The organism is Actinoplanes nipponensis, from assembly GCF_016862275.1.
Classification (GTDB): domain Bacteria; phylum Actinomycetota; class Actinomycetes; order Mycobacteriales; family Micromonosporaceae; genus Actinoplanes; species Actinoplanes nipponensis.
Window position 1 is genome coordinate 19090 of the sequence record NZ_BOMQ01000031.1, and the last position, 16946, is coordinate 36035.

At 74.6% G+C, this 16946-nt stretch carries 13 protein-coding genes; 10 read left to right on the top strand and 3 right to left on the bottom strand.

Annotated features, from left to right (window positions below; translation table 11 throughout):
• The first annotated feature begins 142 nt into the window (after positions 1-142).
• The 3 genes from Ani05nite_RS13735 (at position 143) to Ani05nite_RS13745 (ending at position 3729) form a co-directional block, all read left to right on the top strand.
• Positions 143-1606, top strand: a complete 1464-nt coding sequence (locus tag Ani05nite_RS13735) for a GGDEF domain-containing protein (RefSeq protein WP_203768440.1) — start codon at positions 143-145, stop codon at positions 1604-1606.
• A gap of 110 nt (positions 1607-1716) precedes the next feature.
• Positions 1717-2469 (top strand): SDR family oxidoreductase, encoded by a 753-nt coding sequence (locus tag Ani05nite_RS13740; RefSeq protein WP_203768441.1) that lies wholly within the window; start codon positions 1717-1719, stop codon positions 2467-2469.
• Between the two features lie 99 nt (positions 2470-2568).
• Positions 2569-3729, top strand: a complete 1161-nt coding sequence (locus tag Ani05nite_RS13745) for an alkaline phosphatase PhoX (protein ID WP_203768442.1) — start codon at positions 2569-2571, stop codon at positions 3727-3729.
• Here the strand turns inward: Ani05nite_RS13745 and Ani05nite_RS13750 are convergent.
• Positions 3726-4490 carry an alpha/beta fold hydrolase gene (locus Ani05nite_RS13750; RefSeq protein ID WP_203768443.1) on the bottom strand — a complete coding sequence of 255 codons (765 nt, stop codon included), beginning with the start codon at positions 4488-4490 and terminating at the stop codon, positions 3726-3728. The genes Ani05nite_RS13745 and Ani05nite_RS13750 overlap by 4 nt on opposite strands.
• A 48-nt stretch (positions 4491-4538) precedes the next feature.
• Between Ani05nite_RS13750 and Ani05nite_RS13755 the strand changes: the two genes are divergently transcribed.
• Positions 4539-7574 (top strand): AfsR/SARP family transcriptional regulator, encoded by a 3036-nt coding sequence (locus Ani05nite_RS13755; RefSeq protein ID WP_203768444.1) that lies wholly within the window; start codon positions 4539-4541, stop codon positions 7572-7574.
• Positions 7575-7584: 10 nt separating this feature from the next.
• On the opposite strand, the gene Ani05nite_RS13760 is transcribed toward Ani05nite_RS13755, so the two are convergent.
• On the bottom strand, positions 7585-8139 hold the full coding sequence (locus Ani05nite_RS13760; RefSeq protein WP_203768445.1) for a dihydrofolate reductase family protein: 555 nt from the start codon (positions 8137-8139) through the stop codon (positions 7585-7587).
• 111 nt (positions 8140-8250) lie between these two features.
• On the opposite strand from Ani05nite_RS13760, the gene Ani05nite_RS13765 reads away from it, so the two are divergent.
• A complete protein-coding gene (locus Ani05nite_RS13765; RefSeq protein WP_377882413.1) occupies positions 8251-9045 on the top strand; it encodes an SAM-dependent methyltransferase in 795 nt (264 codons plus the stop codon).
• A 26-nt stretch (positions 9046-9071) separates the two neighbouring features.
• On the opposite strand, the gene Ani05nite_RS13770 is transcribed toward Ani05nite_RS13765, so the two are convergent.
• Positions 9072-10094 carry a LacI family DNA-binding transcriptional regulator gene (locus Ani05nite_RS13770; RefSeq protein ID WP_307836701.1) on the bottom strand — a complete coding sequence of 341 codons (1023 nt, stop codon included), beginning with the start codon at positions 10092-10094 and terminating at the stop codon, positions 9072-9074.
• A gap of 107 nt (positions 10095-10201) precedes the next feature.
• Between Ani05nite_RS13770 and Ani05nite_RS13775 the strand changes: the two genes are divergently transcribed.
• The 5 genes from Ani05nite_RS13775 to Ani05nite_RS13795 are packed head-to-tail and all read left to right on the top strand — an operon-like array spanning position 10202 to position 16898.
• The gene (locus Ani05nite_RS13775; RefSeq protein WP_203768446.1) at positions 10202-11461 is read left to right on the top strand and encodes a sugar ABC transporter substrate-binding protein; all 1260 of its coding nucleotides are present in this window, start codon (positions 10202-10204) and stop codon (positions 11459-11461) included.
• 2 nt (positions 11462-11463) lie between these two features.
• Positions 11464-12423, top strand: coding sequence for a carbohydrate ABC transporter permease (locus Ani05nite_RS13780; protein ID WP_203768447.1), 960 nt, complete (start codon positions 11464-11466; stop codon positions 12421-12423).
• Complete coding sequence (locus Ani05nite_RS13785) at positions 12420-13229, top strand: carbohydrate ABC transporter permease (protein ID WP_239129875.1); 810 nt, start codon at positions 12420-12422, stop codon at positions 13227-13229. The genes Ani05nite_RS13780 and Ani05nite_RS13785 overlap by 4 nt, the downstream gene beginning before the upstream one ends.
• An 8-nt stretch (positions 13230-13237) precedes the next feature.
• Positions 13238-15166 carry a glycoside hydrolase family 127 protein gene (locus Ani05nite_RS13790; RefSeq protein WP_203768449.1) on the top strand — a complete coding sequence of 643 codons (1929 nt, stop codon included), beginning with the start codon at positions 13238-13240 and terminating at the stop codon, positions 15164-15166.
• A gap of 34 nt (positions 15167-15200) precedes the next feature.
• On the top strand, positions 15201-16898 hold the full coding sequence (locus Ani05nite_RS13795; protein WP_203768451.1) for a carbohydrate-binding protein: 1698 nt from the start codon (positions 15201-15203) through the stop codon (positions 16896-16898).
• Positions 16899-16946: the final 48 nt, after the last annotated feature.

Genomic DNA, 16946 nt, shown 5'->3' on the forward strand with positions numbered 1-16946 from the left:
GCCGACTGACCGGCGCCCGGACCGGGCTTTCCGGTCCGGGCGACCGGTGCGGGTATCGCCGGGCCGTGAAAACATGATCTGCTCAGGTCCGGGGGCGCCGAACCGAAGAGGCTGGGGAACACGCCGAGGAGGAGACTTGCCGATGCGCTGGCCACGAGCCACAGCACCGGCATGGCCCGTGCACTCCGGGACGGCCGCCGTGGTGGTCTGCGCCGGCGTCGCGTACGTGCTGGCCGGCCCGGCCGGACGCCCGCTGGTCTACACCCTCGTCTCGATCCTGCCCATCGTCACGTTCCTGGCGGCGCTGGCGAGCGGGCACCTGCCGGACCGCCGGCCCTGGCTGCTCGCCGTCGGCGGCCTGGTGCTGCTGGTCGCCGGCCAGCTGATCTGGCCCGGCTGGATGAACGCGGCGCACCTGGGCCGCGCGCAGGGCTCGTCCCTCGATCTCGTGCAGTCCACCGCGCACACGTTCTTCCTGCTGGGCCTGGCCCTGGCCGTGCGCCGGCGGGCCAGCGCGGACCCCGGCGGCATCATCGACGCGGCCCTGTTCGGGCTCTGCGCCGCCGGCCCGATCTGGGAATGGGTGATCCAGCCGCACCTGCCGGCGGACGCCCCGCCCGCGGGCCAGACCCTGCTGCTGGCCGACCTGCTGGTGCTGGCCGCCGTCATCGGCTGCGTGATCCGGCTCGGCATGATGGGCCGGCCGGGCCGCGGCACGCTCGGCTATCTGCTGCTCACCGGGGTCCTCACGCTGGCCGCCACGGCCACCGGCACGCTCACCGCGGGCGCCGGCACGGTCGTGAGCACCGCGGTGATGATGACGGCGTACGTGACGCTCGCGGCCGCGCCGCTGCTGCCGGACGCGCCCGCGATCACCGTGCCCCTGGGCGCCGGCCCCGCCGCCGGTCACCAGCGGCTCGGCTGGCTCGCGGCCGCGCTGAGCGCCAACCCGCTGATCGCGGCCGTGCAGGTGCTGCGCGGCACCGAGTCGGCGAGCCTGCTGCTGCCGGTCGGGACGCTGCTGGTCGTGCCGCTGGTGCTGCTGCGCATCCGGCACCTGTCGGGCCAGCGCGACCGCGCCGAGCAGACGCTGGCCTACCACGCCACCCACGACGAGCTGACCGGGCTGTACAACCGCCGGCACATCGCCGCCGAGATCGACCGCGCGCTCGCCGACGTGGACCGGGGCGCCCTGGACGAGGTGACGATCCTGCTCTGCGACCTCGACGGCTTCAAGCCGGTCAACGACCGGTACGGGCACCCGGCCGGCGACGCGGTGCTGCGGGAGGTGGCGGCCCGGCTGACCCGCGTCGTCCGCCGCGAGGACCTGGTCGGGCGGCTCGGCGGCGACGAGTTCCTCATCCTCTGCCGGGGCGGCCTGGGCCCGGAGGCGGCTGTGCTCACCGAGCGGATCACCGAGGCCGTCCGCGCGCCGTTCACCCTGCCGGCCGGGGTGGTGTCGGTGGGCGTGACCACCGGCACGGCGCAGGCCCGGCCCGGCCGCACCGCCGACCGCAACGTCCTGATCGGGCTGGCCGACGCGGCGATGTACGCCGGCAAGGCGGCCCGCGGCCGGGACACCCGGCGGCCCGCCACCGCGCCCTGACCGCGCGCTTGTCACCGCGGTGACAGGGCGGCCGCCGACTTTGTCACCCCCGCCGCTCCGGCGCCGCCGGCCGGGCTGGAGACTGGTCGGCGGCGAGGAGAGGCGGGCGCGTGGGCGTGCGGAAGAACATCCTGATCACCGGGGCGAGCGCCGGGCTGGGCGAGCAGATGGCCCGCGACTTCGCCGCCCGCGGACGCAACCTGGCGCTGTGCGCGCGCCGCCTCGACCGGTTGCAGGCGCTGCGCGACGAGCTGCTCGCCGCCCACCCCGGCATCACCGTCGCGGTGCGGGAGCTCGACGTGACCGACCATCCCCGGGTGTTCGAGGTGTTCGAGGCGTTCCGGGCCGACCTCGGCCGGCTGGACCGGGTCGTGGTCAACGCCGGCGGCGGCAAGGGCCGGCCGATCGGCACGGGCGGGTTCGACACCAATCTGCACAGCGCCCGGACCAACTTCGTGGCCGCGCTGGCGCAGTGCGAGGCGGCGGTGCAGATCTTCCGGGACCAGCGGCACGGCCACCTGGTGATGATCTCCTCGATGAGCGCGATGCGCGGGCTGCCCCGCGGGATGACGACCTACGCCGCCGCCAAGGCGGGTGTCGCCGCGCTGGCCGAGGGCGTCCGCGCCGACCTGCTGGGCACCCCGGTCAAGGTCACCACGGTCTTCCCCGGCTACATCGTCTCGGAGGCGAACCCGGCGGCGAGGCCCAAGCCGCTGATGGTCTCCACCGAGCGGGGCGTCCGGGCCATGGTGCGGGCGATCGAGCGGGAGCGGGCGCAGGCCCAGGTGCCGGCCTGGCCGTGGGCGCCCCTCGGCTTCATGATGCGCCACGCGCCGCTGCGGGCGGTGGCGCGGTTCAGCTGAGCCGCGATCGCGGTCCGTTGTCCACCGGCGGTTCATCCCGCGCACGGTGACCGGTCACGCACGGACCGCAGGCTACCGGGAACCTATCGAGGAGGTTCCATGGATCGGCGAACCATGCTGCGCGCGACCGTCGTGGGGGCGGGCACCCTGGCGCTGCCCTTCACGGCCTGGTCGGCCGCGTACGGGGCACCGGCGCAGAACGCCACCGGCCCGTACGGTCCGCTCCAGCCGGCCGACGCCCGCGGCATCCAGCTGCCCGCGGGCTTCACCAGCGCGATCGTGGCCCGGTCGCGGCAGACGGTCGGCGGCACCTCGTACGTCTGGCACGACGCCCCCGACGGCGGCGCGGTCATCCCCGACGGCGCCGGCTGGATCTACGTGTCCAACTCCGAGGTGGCGGCCGGGTCCGGCGGCGGCGCCTCGCGGATCCTGTTCAACTCCGCCGGCGCCGTCGTGGGCGCGTCGCGGATCCTGTCCGGCACCAGCCAGAACTGCGCCGGCGGCAAGACCCCCTGGAACACCTGGTTGTCCTGCGAGGAGATCAGCCGCGGCCGGGTGTTCGAGACCTACCCGCTGGGCGGCACGGCCGTCGCCCGCCCGGCCCTGGGCCGGTTCAAGCACGAGGCGGCGGCGGCCGATCCGGTACGCCGGGTCGTCTACCTGACCGAGGACGAGACCGACGGCCGGTTCTACCGGTTCGTCCCGTCGACCTGGGGTGACCTGTCCGCCGGCACGCTGCAGGTGTTCCGGGCGGGCACCGCCACCTCGGGCGCCTTCACCTGGGCGACCGTGCCCGACCCGGACGGCTCCCCCACCGCCACGCGGTACCAGGTCTCCGGGTCGAAGGCGTTCAACGGCGGCGAGGGCTGCCACTACGCCGACGACACCGTCTGGTTCACCACCAAGGGCGACAACCGGGTCTGGCAGGTGAACCTGGCCGCCGGCAGCTACGAGCTGGCGTACGACGACAACCTGGTCAGCCCGGGCGCCGCGCCGCTGTCCGGGGTCGACAACATCACCGGCAGCACCGCGGGCGACCTCTACGTGGCCGAGGACGGCGGCTCCATGGACATCTGCGTGATCACCCCGGACGACACGGTGTCGACGTTCCTGCGGGTCACCGGCCAGGGCGGCTCCGAGATCACCGGGCCCGCCTTCACCCCGGCCGGCGATCGGCTGTACTTCTCCTCGCAGCGCGGCACGACCGGCGCCGCGTCCGGGGGCATCACCTACTGCGTCACCGGCCCCTTCCGCCGTTAGCGCGGGTCCGGCTGGTCGAGGAACTCGTCGACCATGGGCGCCAGCCACGCGGCCCGCTGCGGCACGGCCGTGTGGGTGGTGCCCGGCAGGATCGCCAGCCGGGCGGCCGGCAGCCCGGTCAGGTCGCCGGCCACCCCGCCGCCCAGCAGCCGGAACATCTCCACCGCGTGCTCCGGGCGGACGATGTCGGCGTCGCCCAGCACCAGCAGCGTGGGCGCGGCCAGTGTCCGGATCTGCGCGGCGGTCCACACCGGCAGGTTCGCGTCCAGCTCCTTGACCTTGGCGACCAGCGCGGGGAACCCCGCCGGGTCGGGCGCCGTGCGCAGGTACTCCTCGTGGAACTCCGAGCCGTGCAGGTGCTCGGGCCGCAGGTCCTGGATCCCGTCGAGCAGTCCCGGGTGCAGCCCGCCGGGGTGGAAGCTCACCGAGGCCAGCACCAGCCGGCCGACCCGGCCGGGATGGTCGGTGCCCAGGCGCAGCGCGACCGCCGCGCCCATGCTCCAGCCGAGCACGTCGGCGGTGGCGACGCCGAGCCGGTCGAGCAGCTCGAGCACGTCCGCCGCGCAGTGCTCCACCGTCAGCGGGCGGTCGATGTCCGGGGTGTGGCCGTGGGCCTGCAGCTCGACGGCGATGACCCGGCGGGTGCGGGCCAGCAGCGGCAGGAGCGCGCCGAACGAGGTGCCGATGCCGGACAGCGCGCCGTGGATGAGCAGCACCGGGCGTCCGCCCGCGGTGCCGTGGTCCTCGTGGTAGATCTCCATGCCCCCACGCTGCACCGGCGCCCTTACGGTTCGCTTAGGGTGTGCGCCATGCAGTTCGGCATCCTCGGGCCGCTCCTGGTCACCACCGACGCCGGCGAGCCGGTCGTCGTGCCCGGCGCCAAGTCCCGGGTGCTGCTGGCCGACCTGCTGGCGCACCGCGGCCGGGTGGTGTCGGCGGACCGGCTGATCGACGACCTGTGGGGCGACGCCGCCCCGGCGAACCCGCTCGCCGCCCTGCAGGTACGGGTCTCCCAGCTGCGCAAGGCGCTCGACGACGCCGAGCCGGGCGCCCGTGACCTGGTCGAGTCCCGCGCCCCCGGCTACCTGCTGCGCGCCCCGGCGGTGGACGCCGACCGCTTCGCCGAGCTGGCCGGCGCCGCCGACGCCGAACGGCTGGCCGAGGCGCTGGCCCTGTGGCGCGGCGACGCGTACGCCGACATGGCCGACGAGGACTTCGCCCGGGCCGAGGCCACCCGGCTGGCCGAGCAGCGCCTCGCGGTGCGCGAACGGCTGGCCGCGGCCCGGCTGGCCCGCGGCGAACAGGACCTGGTCGCCGCCGAGCTGGGCGAGCTGGTCGCCCGGCATCCGCTGCGCGAGAGCCTGCGGGCGCTGCACCTGCGTGCCCTGTACGCGGCCGGCCGCCCCACCGAGGCCCTGGACAGCTACGCCGAGCTGCGCGGACGGCTCGCCGACGAGCTGGGCCTGGACCCCGGCCCGGAGCTGGCCGCCCTGCACCGGCGCATCCTCGAGCAGGACGCCGCGCTCAGCCCGCCGCCGAAGGCCGCCCTGATCCGCAACAGCCTGCCGGCCCGGCTGGACGAGCTGGTCGGGCGGGCCGGGGCGCTGGCCGAGCTGCGCCGGCTCCTCCCGGCGCAGCGGCTGGTCACGCTGGTCGGTCCGGGCGGCGTCGGCAAGACCCGGCTGGCCACCGAGGTCGCCCGGGAGCAGTCGTACCCGGACGGCGCGCACCTGGTGGAGCTGGCCGCGCTGCCGGCCGGCGATCCGGGCGTGGCCGAACGGGTGCTGGCCACGCTGGGCGTGCACGAGACGGCGGGCAGCAGCGCCGCCCCGGACGACCGGTTGGTGGCGGCGGTCCGCGAGCGCCGGCTGCTGCTCGTGCTGGACAACTGCGAGCACGTGATCGAGCCGGCCGCCGCGCTGGTCGCCCGGCTGCTGCGGGAGGCGCCCGGGGTCACCGTGCTGGCCACCAGCCGGGAACCGCTGGGGCTGAGCGGGGAGCTGGTGTGGGACGTGCCGCTGCTGGCCGTGCCGGAGGACGGGCGGGATCTGGACGCGGTGCGCCGGTCCGCCGCGGCCCGGCTGTTCACCGCGCGGGCCGCCGCGCAGCAGCGCGGTTTCCGGCTCGACGAGCACACCGCGCCCGCGGTCGCGCGGCTCTGCCGCCGGCTCGACGGGCTGCCGCTGGCCCTGGAGCTGGCCGCCACCCGGGTGCGCTCGCTGGGCGTGCAGGCGGTGGTGGACCGGCTGGACGACCGGTTCGCGCTGCTCACCACCGCGCAGCGCGACCTGCCCGCACGCCAGCGCACGCTGGGCGCGGTGATCGGCTGGAGCTGGGACCTGCTGGAGGCCGCGGACCAGCGGGCGCTCAGCCGGCTGGCGGTGTTCCGCGACGGCTGCCCGCCGGCCGCGGCCGAGCAGGTCTGCGGCGCGGACCTGGACACGCTGGCCCGGCTGGTGGACCGGTCGCTGGTCGTGCTCGACGACAGCGGCGCCGAGCCGCGCTACCGGCTGCTCGAGTCGATCGCCGAGTTCGGCCTGGCCCGGCTGGCCGATCCCGGCCCGGTACGGGCCCGGCACGCCGAGTGGTACACCGCGCTGGCCGAGCGGGCCGACCCGCACCTGCGCGGCCCCGGCCAACGGGAGTGGCTGGAGCGGCTGGACGCCGAGGCGGCCAACCTGCGGGCGGCCCTGGAGCACGGCGGCGGCCTGCGCCTGGCCGTCGCGCTGACCTGGTACTGGTTCCTGCGCGGCCGGTTCAGCCAGGCGCGGCGGGCGCTGGCCGGCCCGGGCGACCCGGCCCAGCGGGCCCGCGCGGCGCCCTGGCTGACCGGGTTCGCGCTGCTGCTGGGCGCCCCGGTGGCGCCCGGCGACATCCGGGCGGCGCTGGCCGGGCACCCCGACGCGCGGGCGGCGTGGTTCGTCGCGCACGCGGTGCTGGACCGCAGCGACGTGACGCTGGCGGCGCAGCTGCTGCCCGACCCGGGCGCGGACCGCTGGACCGAGGCCGCGGTGCTGAGCACCCGGGCCAAGCTGGCCCACGCCCGCGGCGACCTGGCCGGGCTGGAGCAGGCCGGCGCCCGCAGCGACGCGCTGTTCGCCGAGCTCGGGGACCGCTGGGGCCGCTCGCAGGCCCACGACTGGCTGGGCGGCCTGGCCGAGATGCGCGGCGACCACGAGGGCGCGGCGCGGCTGCACCGGCGGGCCCTGGGCTGGGCCGAGGAGCTGGCGCTGTGGCCCGAGGTCGGCGGCAAGCTGTCCTGGCTGGCCTGGCTGGCGGTGCAGACCCGCGACTGGGCGGCGGCCCGGGAGCTGGCCGGGCGCGCGTACCGCCTGGCGGTGGAGCACGACTCGCCCGCCGCGATGGTGTTCGCCGGCCTGGGCCTGGGCCTGGCCGCCCGCCGCACCGGCGAGCTGGAGCTGGCGGTCAGCCGCCTCACCGCGCTCGCCGAGCAGGGCCGCGGCGAGGCGCAGCCCGCCCTGTACCTGCCGCTGGTCCTGGTCGAGCTGGGGCTGGCGGCCGAGCAGCGCGGCGACCCGGCGGCCGCGCTGGCGTTGCACCGGGAGGCGTTCGCGGCGGCCACGGCGATGGGTTCGCCCCGGGACGCGGTCCACGCGCTGGAGGGGATGGCCTCGGCGGTCGCCGAGCCGGAGGTCGCCGCCCGGCTGCTGGGCGCCGCCGCGGCGGCCCGGGAGCGGCTGGCCGCGCCGCGGTCCCCGGCGGATCGCGACGAGACCGACCGGGTCACCGCGCGCGCCGTCGCCGCGCTGGGCCGCGACCGCTTCGGCGAGCTGCTGGCCGAGGGCGGCCGGCTGGGCCCGGACGAGGCCCGGGCCCTGGCCTGAGCCCGCCCGGTCAGGCCGCCGTCCGCGGCCGGTACGACGCGATGATCACGCCGCTCTTCATGACCTTGGTGTCGAGCAGCTCGAACGACGGGCCGGCCGGCGGCAGCGGCGCGGTCAGGCCGGGGCCGCCGACCAGGACCGGGTGGATCCAGAAGCGCACCTCGTCGACCAGCCCGGCGGCGACCAGCTGGGCGGTGACCGAGCCGTAGCCGTACTGCAGGATGTCCTTGCCGTCGCGGGCCTTGAGCGCGGTGACCGCCGCGACCAGGTCGCCGCGCAGCACCTCGGTGTTGTTCCAGGTCGGGTCGGTCAGCGTGGTCGAGGCGACGTACTTCTTGACGTGGTTGAAGTAGGCGGCGCCCGTGCTCGGGTCGCTCTCGTCCATGGCCGGCCAGGCGGCCGACATGCCGTCGTAGGTGACCCGGCCCATCAGGATGGCGTCGGCCGCGTCGGTCTGCGCGCCGGCGAAGGCGGCGGCCTCGTCGTCGAAGTACGGCGCGGTCCACGCCGGGTTCTCGATGACGCCGTCGAGGGTCACGTACGTCGAGTTGATCAGCTTGCGCATCGGGATCTCCTGGTGTCGTGTGCCGTTCTGACGATCCCGATCCTGTCCGGCCGCGCTTACGGTTTCCTTCAGGTCCCCTTCCGCACGGCAACGGGTCTAGGATCCAGCGACGTGGATCACGTGGACCCGACGGTCGCCCACCCGGCCCGGCGCTACAACTACTGGCTCGGCGGCAAGGACCACTTCGCCGCCGACCGGGCGTCCGGCGACCTGCTGGCGGCCCGGTTCCCCACCGCCCGCACCGCCGCGCGGGAGAACCGGGACTTCCTGCGCCGCACGGTGAGTCATCTGGCCGGGGCCGGGATCCGGCAGTTCCTGGACATCGGCACGGGCCTGCCGGTGCCCGACAACACCCATCAGATCGCCCAGCGTGTCGCGCCGGAGTCCCGCGTGCTCTACGTCGACAACGACCCGATCGTCATGACCCACGCCCGGGCCCTGACCGTCGGCACCGCGCGGGGCCGCACCGGCTACCTGGAGGCCGACCTGCGCGACCCCGCGGCGATCCTGGGCCACCCGGAGCTGGCCGCGGTGCTGGAGCTGGACCGGCCGGTGGCGCTGCTGCTGGTGGCGGTCCTGCATTTCCTGCACGACGACGCCCAGGCCGAGGCGGTCGTGCGGCAGCTGCTGGACGCGCTGCCCGCCGGCAGCTGTCTGGTGGCCAGCAACCTCACCCTGGACTACGCCCCGCCGGAGCAGATCGCCGCGCACGAGGATCTGCTGGCGCGGGGCCACACCGACGCCCGGGCCCGCAGCGCCGCGCAGTTCGGCCGGTTCTTCGACGGGCTGGAGCTGGTGGCGCCGGGCATCGTGGCGGTCAGCGACTGGCGGCCGGACCGCCCGGCGGAGCAGCGCCCGGCGCCGGCCGACGTGGCCATCAACGGCGCGGTGGGCCGCAAGCCGTAGCCGGGCGCCCGCGTCCCCGGCTCCCCTCACCCGGCGGCCGTGGAGGCGCGGGGGACCAGCCGGCAGGGCAGGGCCCGCCGCCCGCGTACCGGATCGCCGTTGATCGCCGCGAGCAGCAGCTCGGCGGCCGACCGGCCGATGCCCTCCAGGTCCATGTCGATGCTGGTGAGCGCGGGCCGGCAGCCCTCGACCATGATGTCCCAGTTGTCGAAGCCGACCAGGGCGACGTCGCCGGGGATGGCGCGGCCGGCCTCGCGCAGCCCCTCGGCGACGCCGCGGGCGATCTGGTCGCTGCCGCAGAAGACCGCGTCCACGTCGGCGCCGGCGGCCAGCAGCACGCCCGCCGCCTGCCGGCCCCAGGCCTCGCTCCACTGGCCGAACAGCACCGGCGTCGCCAGGTCGAGTCCCTCGGCGCGCAGCGTCTGCTCGGTGGCCGCGGCGCGCACCGTCGCGGAGTGGTGGTGTTCGGGGCCGGTCACGTGGGCGATGCGGCGGCGGCCGGTGGCCAGCAGGTGCCGCACGGCGCGGCGGGCGCCGTCGGCCTCGTCGGGGACCACCGAGCAGTCGTGCGGGTCGGCCGAGCTGATGAACGCGTACACCACCGGCACGTGCAGGCCGGCGGCGATCGGGGCGCGGGCCTGGGTGCGGCGGCCGGTGACGATGATGCCGTCGACGTTGCGGCTCAGCAGGGTGCGCAGGTAGTACTGCTCGCGGATCGGGTCGTCGCGGGCGTCGCAGAGGAACACCGAGACCTGCCCGGCGCCCAGCGCGCCCTCGGCGCCGATCAGCAGCGGGATGCTGAACCGGCCGATGCTGTCGGTGGTGATCATGCCGACCGTGTACGTGCGCCCGGAGTGCAGGCTGCGCGCCGCGGCGTTGGCGACGAAGCCGAGCCGGTCGGCGGCCTCGCGCACCCGCAGCCGGGTCTCCGGGCGCAGGCTGCCGCGGTCGTTGAGGGCCTTGGAGGCGGTGCCGACGGAGACCCCGGCCAGCGCGGCGACCTCGGCGATGGTGACGGCCCGTCCGGTGGTGGTCAGTGTTTCCTCCAGGTCGCTTTCACACCACCGTAATCAGCCCTTGACATGTACGCAAGACGATCCCTAGCTTCTAGGCAATCGTTTTCCTTTTTTCCGTGATGATCGCCCGAGGGGCACCGATGAGACTCTCCCGAAGCGCCCGCCGACGGCTGGGCGCCGCCGCCGCGCTCACCCTGACCGCCTGCCTCACCGTCGCCTGCTCGTCCTCGGACCCCGGTTCCGGCTCCGCGGACGCGGCGAGCGGCCCGTACACGATCTGGGACCCGTACCCGCAGTTCGACGACGGCTCGGCGTGGGTGAAGCTGCTGAACACGTGCGGCGCCGAGGCCGGCGTCACGGTCAAGCGCACCGGCTACGACACCACCGACCTGACCAACAAGGCGCTGCTCGCCGCCCAGCAGGACAACTCCCCCGACGTGCTCATCGTGGACAACCCCGTGGTCTCCACGCTGGCCGAGGCCGGCGCGCTGACCACCACCGAGGAGACCAAGCTCGACACCGCCGGGATCGAGCCCAACCTGCTCGCCGCCGGGCAGCTCGGCGGGAAGACCTACGGCGTCCCGATCGGCGCCAACACCCTGGCGCTCTACTACAACAAGGCGGTGCTGACCAAGGCCGGCGTCGACCCGGCCGGCCTCAAGGACTGGGCCGCGCTGACCGCGGCGCTGGCCAAGGTGAAGCAGTCCGGCGGGAAGGGCATCACCTTCTCCGCGATCGGCACGGAGGAGGGCAGCTTCCAGTTCCTGCCCTGGTTCTGGGGCTCCGGGGCGCAGCTCACCCGGCTCGACTCGCCGGAGGCGGTCTCCGCGCTGACCCTGTGGACGGACTGGCTCAAGCAGGGGTACGCCCCCAACTCGGTGCTCAACAACACCCAGACCACGAGCTGGCAGGAGTTCGCCACCGGCGACTACGCGTTCGGCGAGAACGGCACCTGGCAGCTGGCCAACGCCAAGAAGACCGGCTTCGACTACGGCATCATCGCGATACCGTCCCGCGCCGGCGGCACCGCGCCCGCGCCCACCGGCGGGGAGTTCGTCACCGCGCCGGTACGTTCCGACAAGGCCCGCTACGCCGTCTCGCAGCGGCTGATCACCTGCCTGACCAGCGCCGACAACGCGCTGACGACCGACACCACGCTGTCCTACGTCGCGGCCACCGCGGCCGTGCAGCGCAAGCAGGTGGCGGCCACGCCGGAACTCGCGGTGTGGGTCGAGGCGGTCAAGGCCGCGAAGGGCCGCACCAGCGACGACCTCGGCACCCGGTACCCGAAGATCTCCCAGCCGCTGTGGACGGCGTTCCAGGCGGCGCTGAGCGGCTCCCAGTCGCCGCCCGACGCGCTCAAGGCCGCCCAGACCACGGCCGCGGCGGCGACGCGCTAGCCATGGCCCACGACACGACGATCCGTACCGGGGCGGCAGCCACCGTCCCGGTACGGGCCGGGACCGCCCCGGCCCGGCGCGCGCGGCGGACACGGCAGGTGGCGGCCTGGGCCTTCCTCGCGCCGGTCGTCGCGTACCTGCTCGCCTTCTACGCCTACCCGCTCTACCGCAACCTCGACCTGAGCCTGCGCCACTACACGGTGCGCTCGTTCGTGCAGGGTGACGCCCCGTTCAGCGGGGCGGACAACTACCGCACGGTGTTCGGCGACCCCAGCTTCGGCCCCGCGTTGCTGCACACCGTGGTGTTCACCGGCGTCTCGCTGGTGTTCCAGTTCGCCCTCGGCCTGGCCCTGGCGGTGTTCTTCGCCCAGAGCTTCCGGCTGTCGGCGACCCTGCGGGCGCTGTTCCTCGTACCGTGGCTGCTGCCGTTGATCGTCTCGGCGTCGACCTGGTCGTGGATGCTCAACAGCGACTCCGGCATCGTCAACGCCGCCCTGGGCGTCGTCGGCGTCGACCCGGTCAACTGGCTGACCTCGCCGCAGTGGTCGCTGGTCTCGGTGATCATCGCGAACATCTGGATCGGCGTGCCCTTCAACCTGGTGGTGCTCTACAGCGGCCTGCAGGCGATACCGGGCGAGATCTACGAGGCGGCGGCGCTGGACGGCTCGACCGGCTGGTCGACGTTCTGGCGGGTCACGTTCCCGCTGCTGCGGCCGGTCTCGGCGATCACCCTGCTGCTCGGGCTGGTCTACACGCTCAAGGTCTTCGACATCATCTGGATCATGACCCGGGGCGGCCCCACGGACTCCTCCACCACGCTGGCCACCTGGTCGTACCGGCTCAGCTTCGGCAGCCTGCTGCCGGAGTTCGGCCCCGGGGCCGCGGTCGGCAACCTGCTGATCGTCATGGCCCTGGTGTGCGGGCTGGTCTACATCCGGATCCAGCACCGGCAGGCGACGTGAGCCGCCGGCTGAAGACGGCGGCCGGGCTCGGGCTGACCGCGATCATGCTGTTCCCGGTCTACTGGATGATCAACGTGTCGTTCACCCGGGACACCGACATGCGGGCCAGCCCGCCGCACGTCTTCCCGTTCGACCCCACGCTCGAGGGCTACCGGGCGGTGCTCGACCAGCAGCTGCCGTACCTGGGCACCAGCCTGCTGGTGGGGCTCGGCACCGTCCTGCTCACCGTCGTGCTCTCCGCGCCGGCCGGCTACTCGCTGGCCAAGCTGCGCCCGCGCGGCGGCGGCGCGCTCAGCTTCGTGCTGCTGATCGCCCAGATGATCCCCGGGATCATCATGGCGATGGGCTTCTACGCCATCTACCTCAAGGCCGGGGTGCTCAACAGCACGGCCGGGCTGATCCTGGCCGACTCGACCATCGCGGTGCCGTTCGGGGTGCTGATCTTCACCGCGTTCATGTCCGGCATCCCCGACGAGCTGACCGCCGCGGCCACCGTGGACGGCGCCGGGCCGCTGCGCACGTTCTGGTCGGTCGTGCTGCCGGTGAGCCGCAACGCCGTGGTCACCGTCTCGCTGTTCGCGTTCCTCTGGGCCTGGTCGGACTTCGTCTTCGCCACCACGCTCGACGGCGGCGGCGACCACCAGCCCATCACGCTCGGCATCTACCGCTACATCGGCAACAACAACCAGCAGTGGAACGCCATCATGGCCACCGCCGTGATCGCCTCCATCCCCGCGACGCTGCTGCTCATCCTGGCGCAGCGTTACGTGGCCGCCGGCGTCACCGCCGGCGCCGTCAAGGACTGAGGAGCTCCGTGAGCGAAACACCGCGTACCGCCGGCCCCGTCGCGCCCACCGCGCGGGCCCTCGCCGCCCTGCGCCCGCTGCCCGCGGACGCCGTGCGGCTCGAGCCCACCGGGCTGCTCGGCGGCTGGCAGGCCCGCAACGCCGCGGCCACGCTGCCGCACTGCGTGGACCGCCTGGACACGGCCGGCAACCTGGCCAACCTGCGCCGGCTGGCCGGCGACGCGCCCGGCGCCTTCACCGGCATGTGGTTCGCCGACTCCGACGTGCACAAGACGCTGGAGGCGGCGGCCTGGGAGCTCGGCCGGGCCGGGACGCTGAGCCCGCGGCTGTCCGGCTTTCTGGCCGACACGGCCGCGCTGCTGGAGAAGGTCCAGGACCCGGACGGCTACCTCGACTCGTATTACCAGGGCGAGCACCGCGACCGGCAGTGGACCGAACTGCACTTCAGCCACGAGCTCTACTGCGCCGGGCACTTGATCCAGGCGGCGGTCGCGGCCGCCCGCGCGCCGGGCGGCGACCCGGACGTCGGGCCGCAGCTGGTCGCGGTCGCGCGGCGCTTCGCGGACCTGCTGGTGCACCGGTACGGCCCGGACGGCACCGCGGCCGTCTGCGGGCACCCGGAGATCGAGACGGCGCTGGTGGAGCTGTACCGGCTCACCGGCCACGCGCCGTACCTCCAGCTGGCGGCCCGCTTCGTCGAGCTGCGCGGGCACGGCCTGATCGCGCCGGACAAGCTCGGACCGCGCTACTACCAGGACCACGAGCCGGTCCGCACGGCCGGCGAGGTCACCGGCCACGTGGTGCGCCAGGTCTACCTGCTGGCCGGGGTGGTCGACGTGGCGGTCGAGACCCACGACACCGAGCTGCTGGCGGCCGCCGAACGGCTGTGGGACTCGGCGCTGGCCGGCAAGACCCACCTCACCGGCGGCCAGGGCTCCCGGCACCGCGACGAGTCCTTCGGCGACCCGTACGAGCTGCCACCGGACCGCGCCTACGCCGAGACCTGCGCCGCCATCGGCAGCTTCCAGTGGGCCTGGCGGCTGCTGCTGGCCACCGGCCGCGCCCGGTACGCCGACGAGATGGAACGCCTGCTCCTCAACGGCATCGCCGGCAGCACCGGGCTGGAGGGCACCACGTTCTTCTACTCCAACCCGCTGCAACTGCGCACCGGCCACGACGGCTCGCACGAGGACGCGCCCTCGCAGCGGCTGGGCTGGTACTCCTGCGCGTGCTGCCCGCCGAACCTGGCCCGGCTGCTGGCGTCGCTGCACGCGTACCTGGCCACCGGCGACGAGACCGGCCTCCAGCTGCACCTCTACGCCACCGGCACGTTCGGCCCGGTCACCGTGGCCACCCGGTACCCGTGGGACGAGGAGATCACGATCACGGTCCGGGAGGACCACCCGGCGCAGTGGACGCTCGCGCTGCGGGTGCCGTCCTGGTGCGCCGAGGCCCGGCTCACCGTCAACGGCGAGCCGCAACCGGCGACCGCCGAGGACGGCTACCTGCGCCTGACCCGCGCCTGGCGCGGCGGCGACCAGGTGGTGCTCACCCTGGCGATGCCGCCCCGGCTGGTCTTCCCCCACCCCCGCATCGACGCGGTACGCGGCACCGCGGCGCTCACCCGGGGCCCGCTGGTCTACTGCCTGGAGCACGCCGACGTGTCCCGGCCCGGCGTGGAGTTCGAGGACCTCGCCCTGGACCCGGACGCGCCGGTCGAGGTGGCCCACCGCGAGGACGCGATCGCGCCGGTGCTGCTGCTGGCCCCGGTGGTGACCCGGCCCGCCGGCCCCGGACCGCTCTACCGCACCGGGCCGCAGGACGGGTCGCCGGCCACCCCCGCCGGCCCGGTCCCGGCCATCCCCTACTTCCTGTGGGCCAACCGGGCCGCCGGACCCATGCGGGTCTGGATCCCGACGGCGCCACGGAAGGTGTGATCCCCCGCTCCCTCCCCCGATCGAGGTGCACATCGTGCGACACCGAAGAACAGCGGCGATCCTGACCGTCCTCACGCTCGTCACCGCCGGCGCGCTCGCGAGCCCGGCCCACGCCGCCGGCAACACCCTCACCGTCAACGTCGGCACCCCCGTCCGGCCCGTCACCCACGTGGCGTCCGGCGGCCTCTACGCCGTCGACACCGGCGCCACCCCGCCGCTGGAGCAGATGTACCCGCTGCGGCTCAACCACCTGACCCAGCCCCCGCCCGGTGGCCAGCAGCTCGGCAACGGGGCCACCCGGCCGTGCTGCGACGGGCTGCAGGTGGCCGGCAAGGTCACCAGCGCCGGCGCCCAGCAGTTCTTCCGCATGCCCGACATCTACCCGAACTTCCCGTACCGGTGGGTGAGCTGGGCCGACTGGGAGGCCAAGGTGCGCACCATGGTGCAGGCCCGGGTCGGCGCCACCGCCGCCACCAACATCGACGGCTGGGAGCTGTGGAACGAGCCGGACTGGACCTGGAACACCGCCGCCGCCGGGCCGTTCACCGCGGCCTGGACCCGCACCCACCGGCTGATCCGCTCGCTGGACACCGTCACCCCGATCGTCGGGCCCAGCCACTCGTACTACAACCACAACTGGATGGTCGAGTTCCTCACCAACGCCCGGGACACCGGCACGCTGCCCGACGTGATCGTCTGGCACGAGCTGGGCAACGACGACTACCTCAACGTCGGGGCGCACGTGGCCGACTACCGCGCGGTGGAACAGTCGCTGGGCATCGCGCCGCGGCCCATCTCGATCAACGAGTACGCGTCGCCGAGCCAGGTCGACATCCCCAGCGTGGCGGTGCACTACATGGCGGTGTTCGAGCGGCACGGCATCCGCGACGCCGAGCGCGCCTACTGGTACGAGGCCGGCACGCTCAACGGGCTGCTGCACAACAACGCGCCGACCGCGTCGTACTGGGCCTACAAGTGGTACGGCGACATGGCCGGGACCATCGTGCAGACCGTGCCCGGCTCCTGGCTGGAGGGCGTCGCCTCGTACGACAGCACGCGCCGGTTCGTCAACGTCGTCCTCGGCGGCGACAGCGGCAACAACACCGTCCGGGTCACCGGGCTCGGCGCACTCGGCGCGCAGGTACGGGTGACCCTGTCACGGACCGGCACCGGCGGGCGCACCACCAACCAGAGCGCGCCGGTCACCGTCTCCGCGGCGACCTACACCGTCAGCAACGGCAGCATCAGCGTGCCGGTGAACGGGATGGACGCGCTGGCGGCGTACCAGCTGCTCATCACCCCGGCGTCCGGGGCCGCCACGTGGCAGCAGCGCTACGAGGCGGAGAACGCCACGGTGGTCAACGCCGGCCGGTTCTCCTCGGGCTCGGCCTCCAACGGCGGCTACGTCGGCCGGATCGACGGCACGGCCAACTCGCGCGCCCAGTCGTTCGTCGACTTCCTGGTCAACGTGCCGACGGCCCGCTCGTACCCGATGACCATCGGGTACGCCAACGCCACCGGCGCGACCGCGACCCACGGGCTGGCCTACAACGGCAGCGCGTGGAGCACCGTCAGCTACCCGCCGACTTCGGCGTGGGGCAGCTTCGGCGCGACGGTGACCACGACCGTCAACCTGCGGGCGGGCTACAACGTCATCCGCCTGGCGAAGGGGGCGCCGCAGTTCGCCGGCGGCACCGGCTTCGCCGAGCTGGACTACGTGCAGCTGAGCTGAGCGGCGGGGGCCGGCGCCGGGCCACCACGGTGAGCCCGGCGCCGGCGC

Excerpts from the sequence above, each read along its gene's own strand:
- Ani05nite_RS13760 (WP_203768445.1), bottom strand. The coding sequence starts at position 8,139 with ATGCGCAAGCTGATCAACTCGACGTACGTGACCCTCGACGGCGTCATC.
- Ani05nite_RS13780 (WP_203768447.1), top strand. The coding sequence starts at position 11,464 with ATGGCCCACGACACGACGATCCGTACCGGGGCGGCAGCCACCGTCCCG.
- Ani05nite_RS13755 (WP_203768444.1), top strand. The coding sequence starts at position 4,539 with ATGCAGTTCGGCATCCTCGGGCCGCTCCTGGTCACCACCGACGCCGGC.
- Ani05nite_RS13775 (WP_203768446.1), top strand. The coding sequence starts at position 10,202 with ATGAGACTCTCCCGAAGCGCCCGCCGACGGCTGGGCGCCGCCGCCGCG.
- Ani05nite_RS13745 (WP_203768442.1), top strand. The coding sequence starts at position 2,569 with ATGGATCGGCGAACCATGCTGCGCGCGACCGTCGTGGGGGCGGGCACC.
- Ani05nite_RS13750 (WP_203768443.1), bottom strand. The coding sequence starts at position 4,490 with ATGGAGATCTACCACGAGGACCACGGCACCGCGGGCGGACGCCCGGTG.
- Ani05nite_RS13735 (WP_203768440.1), top strand. The coding sequence starts at position 143 with ATGCGCTGGCCACGAGCCACAGCACCGGCATGGCCCGTGCACTCCGGG.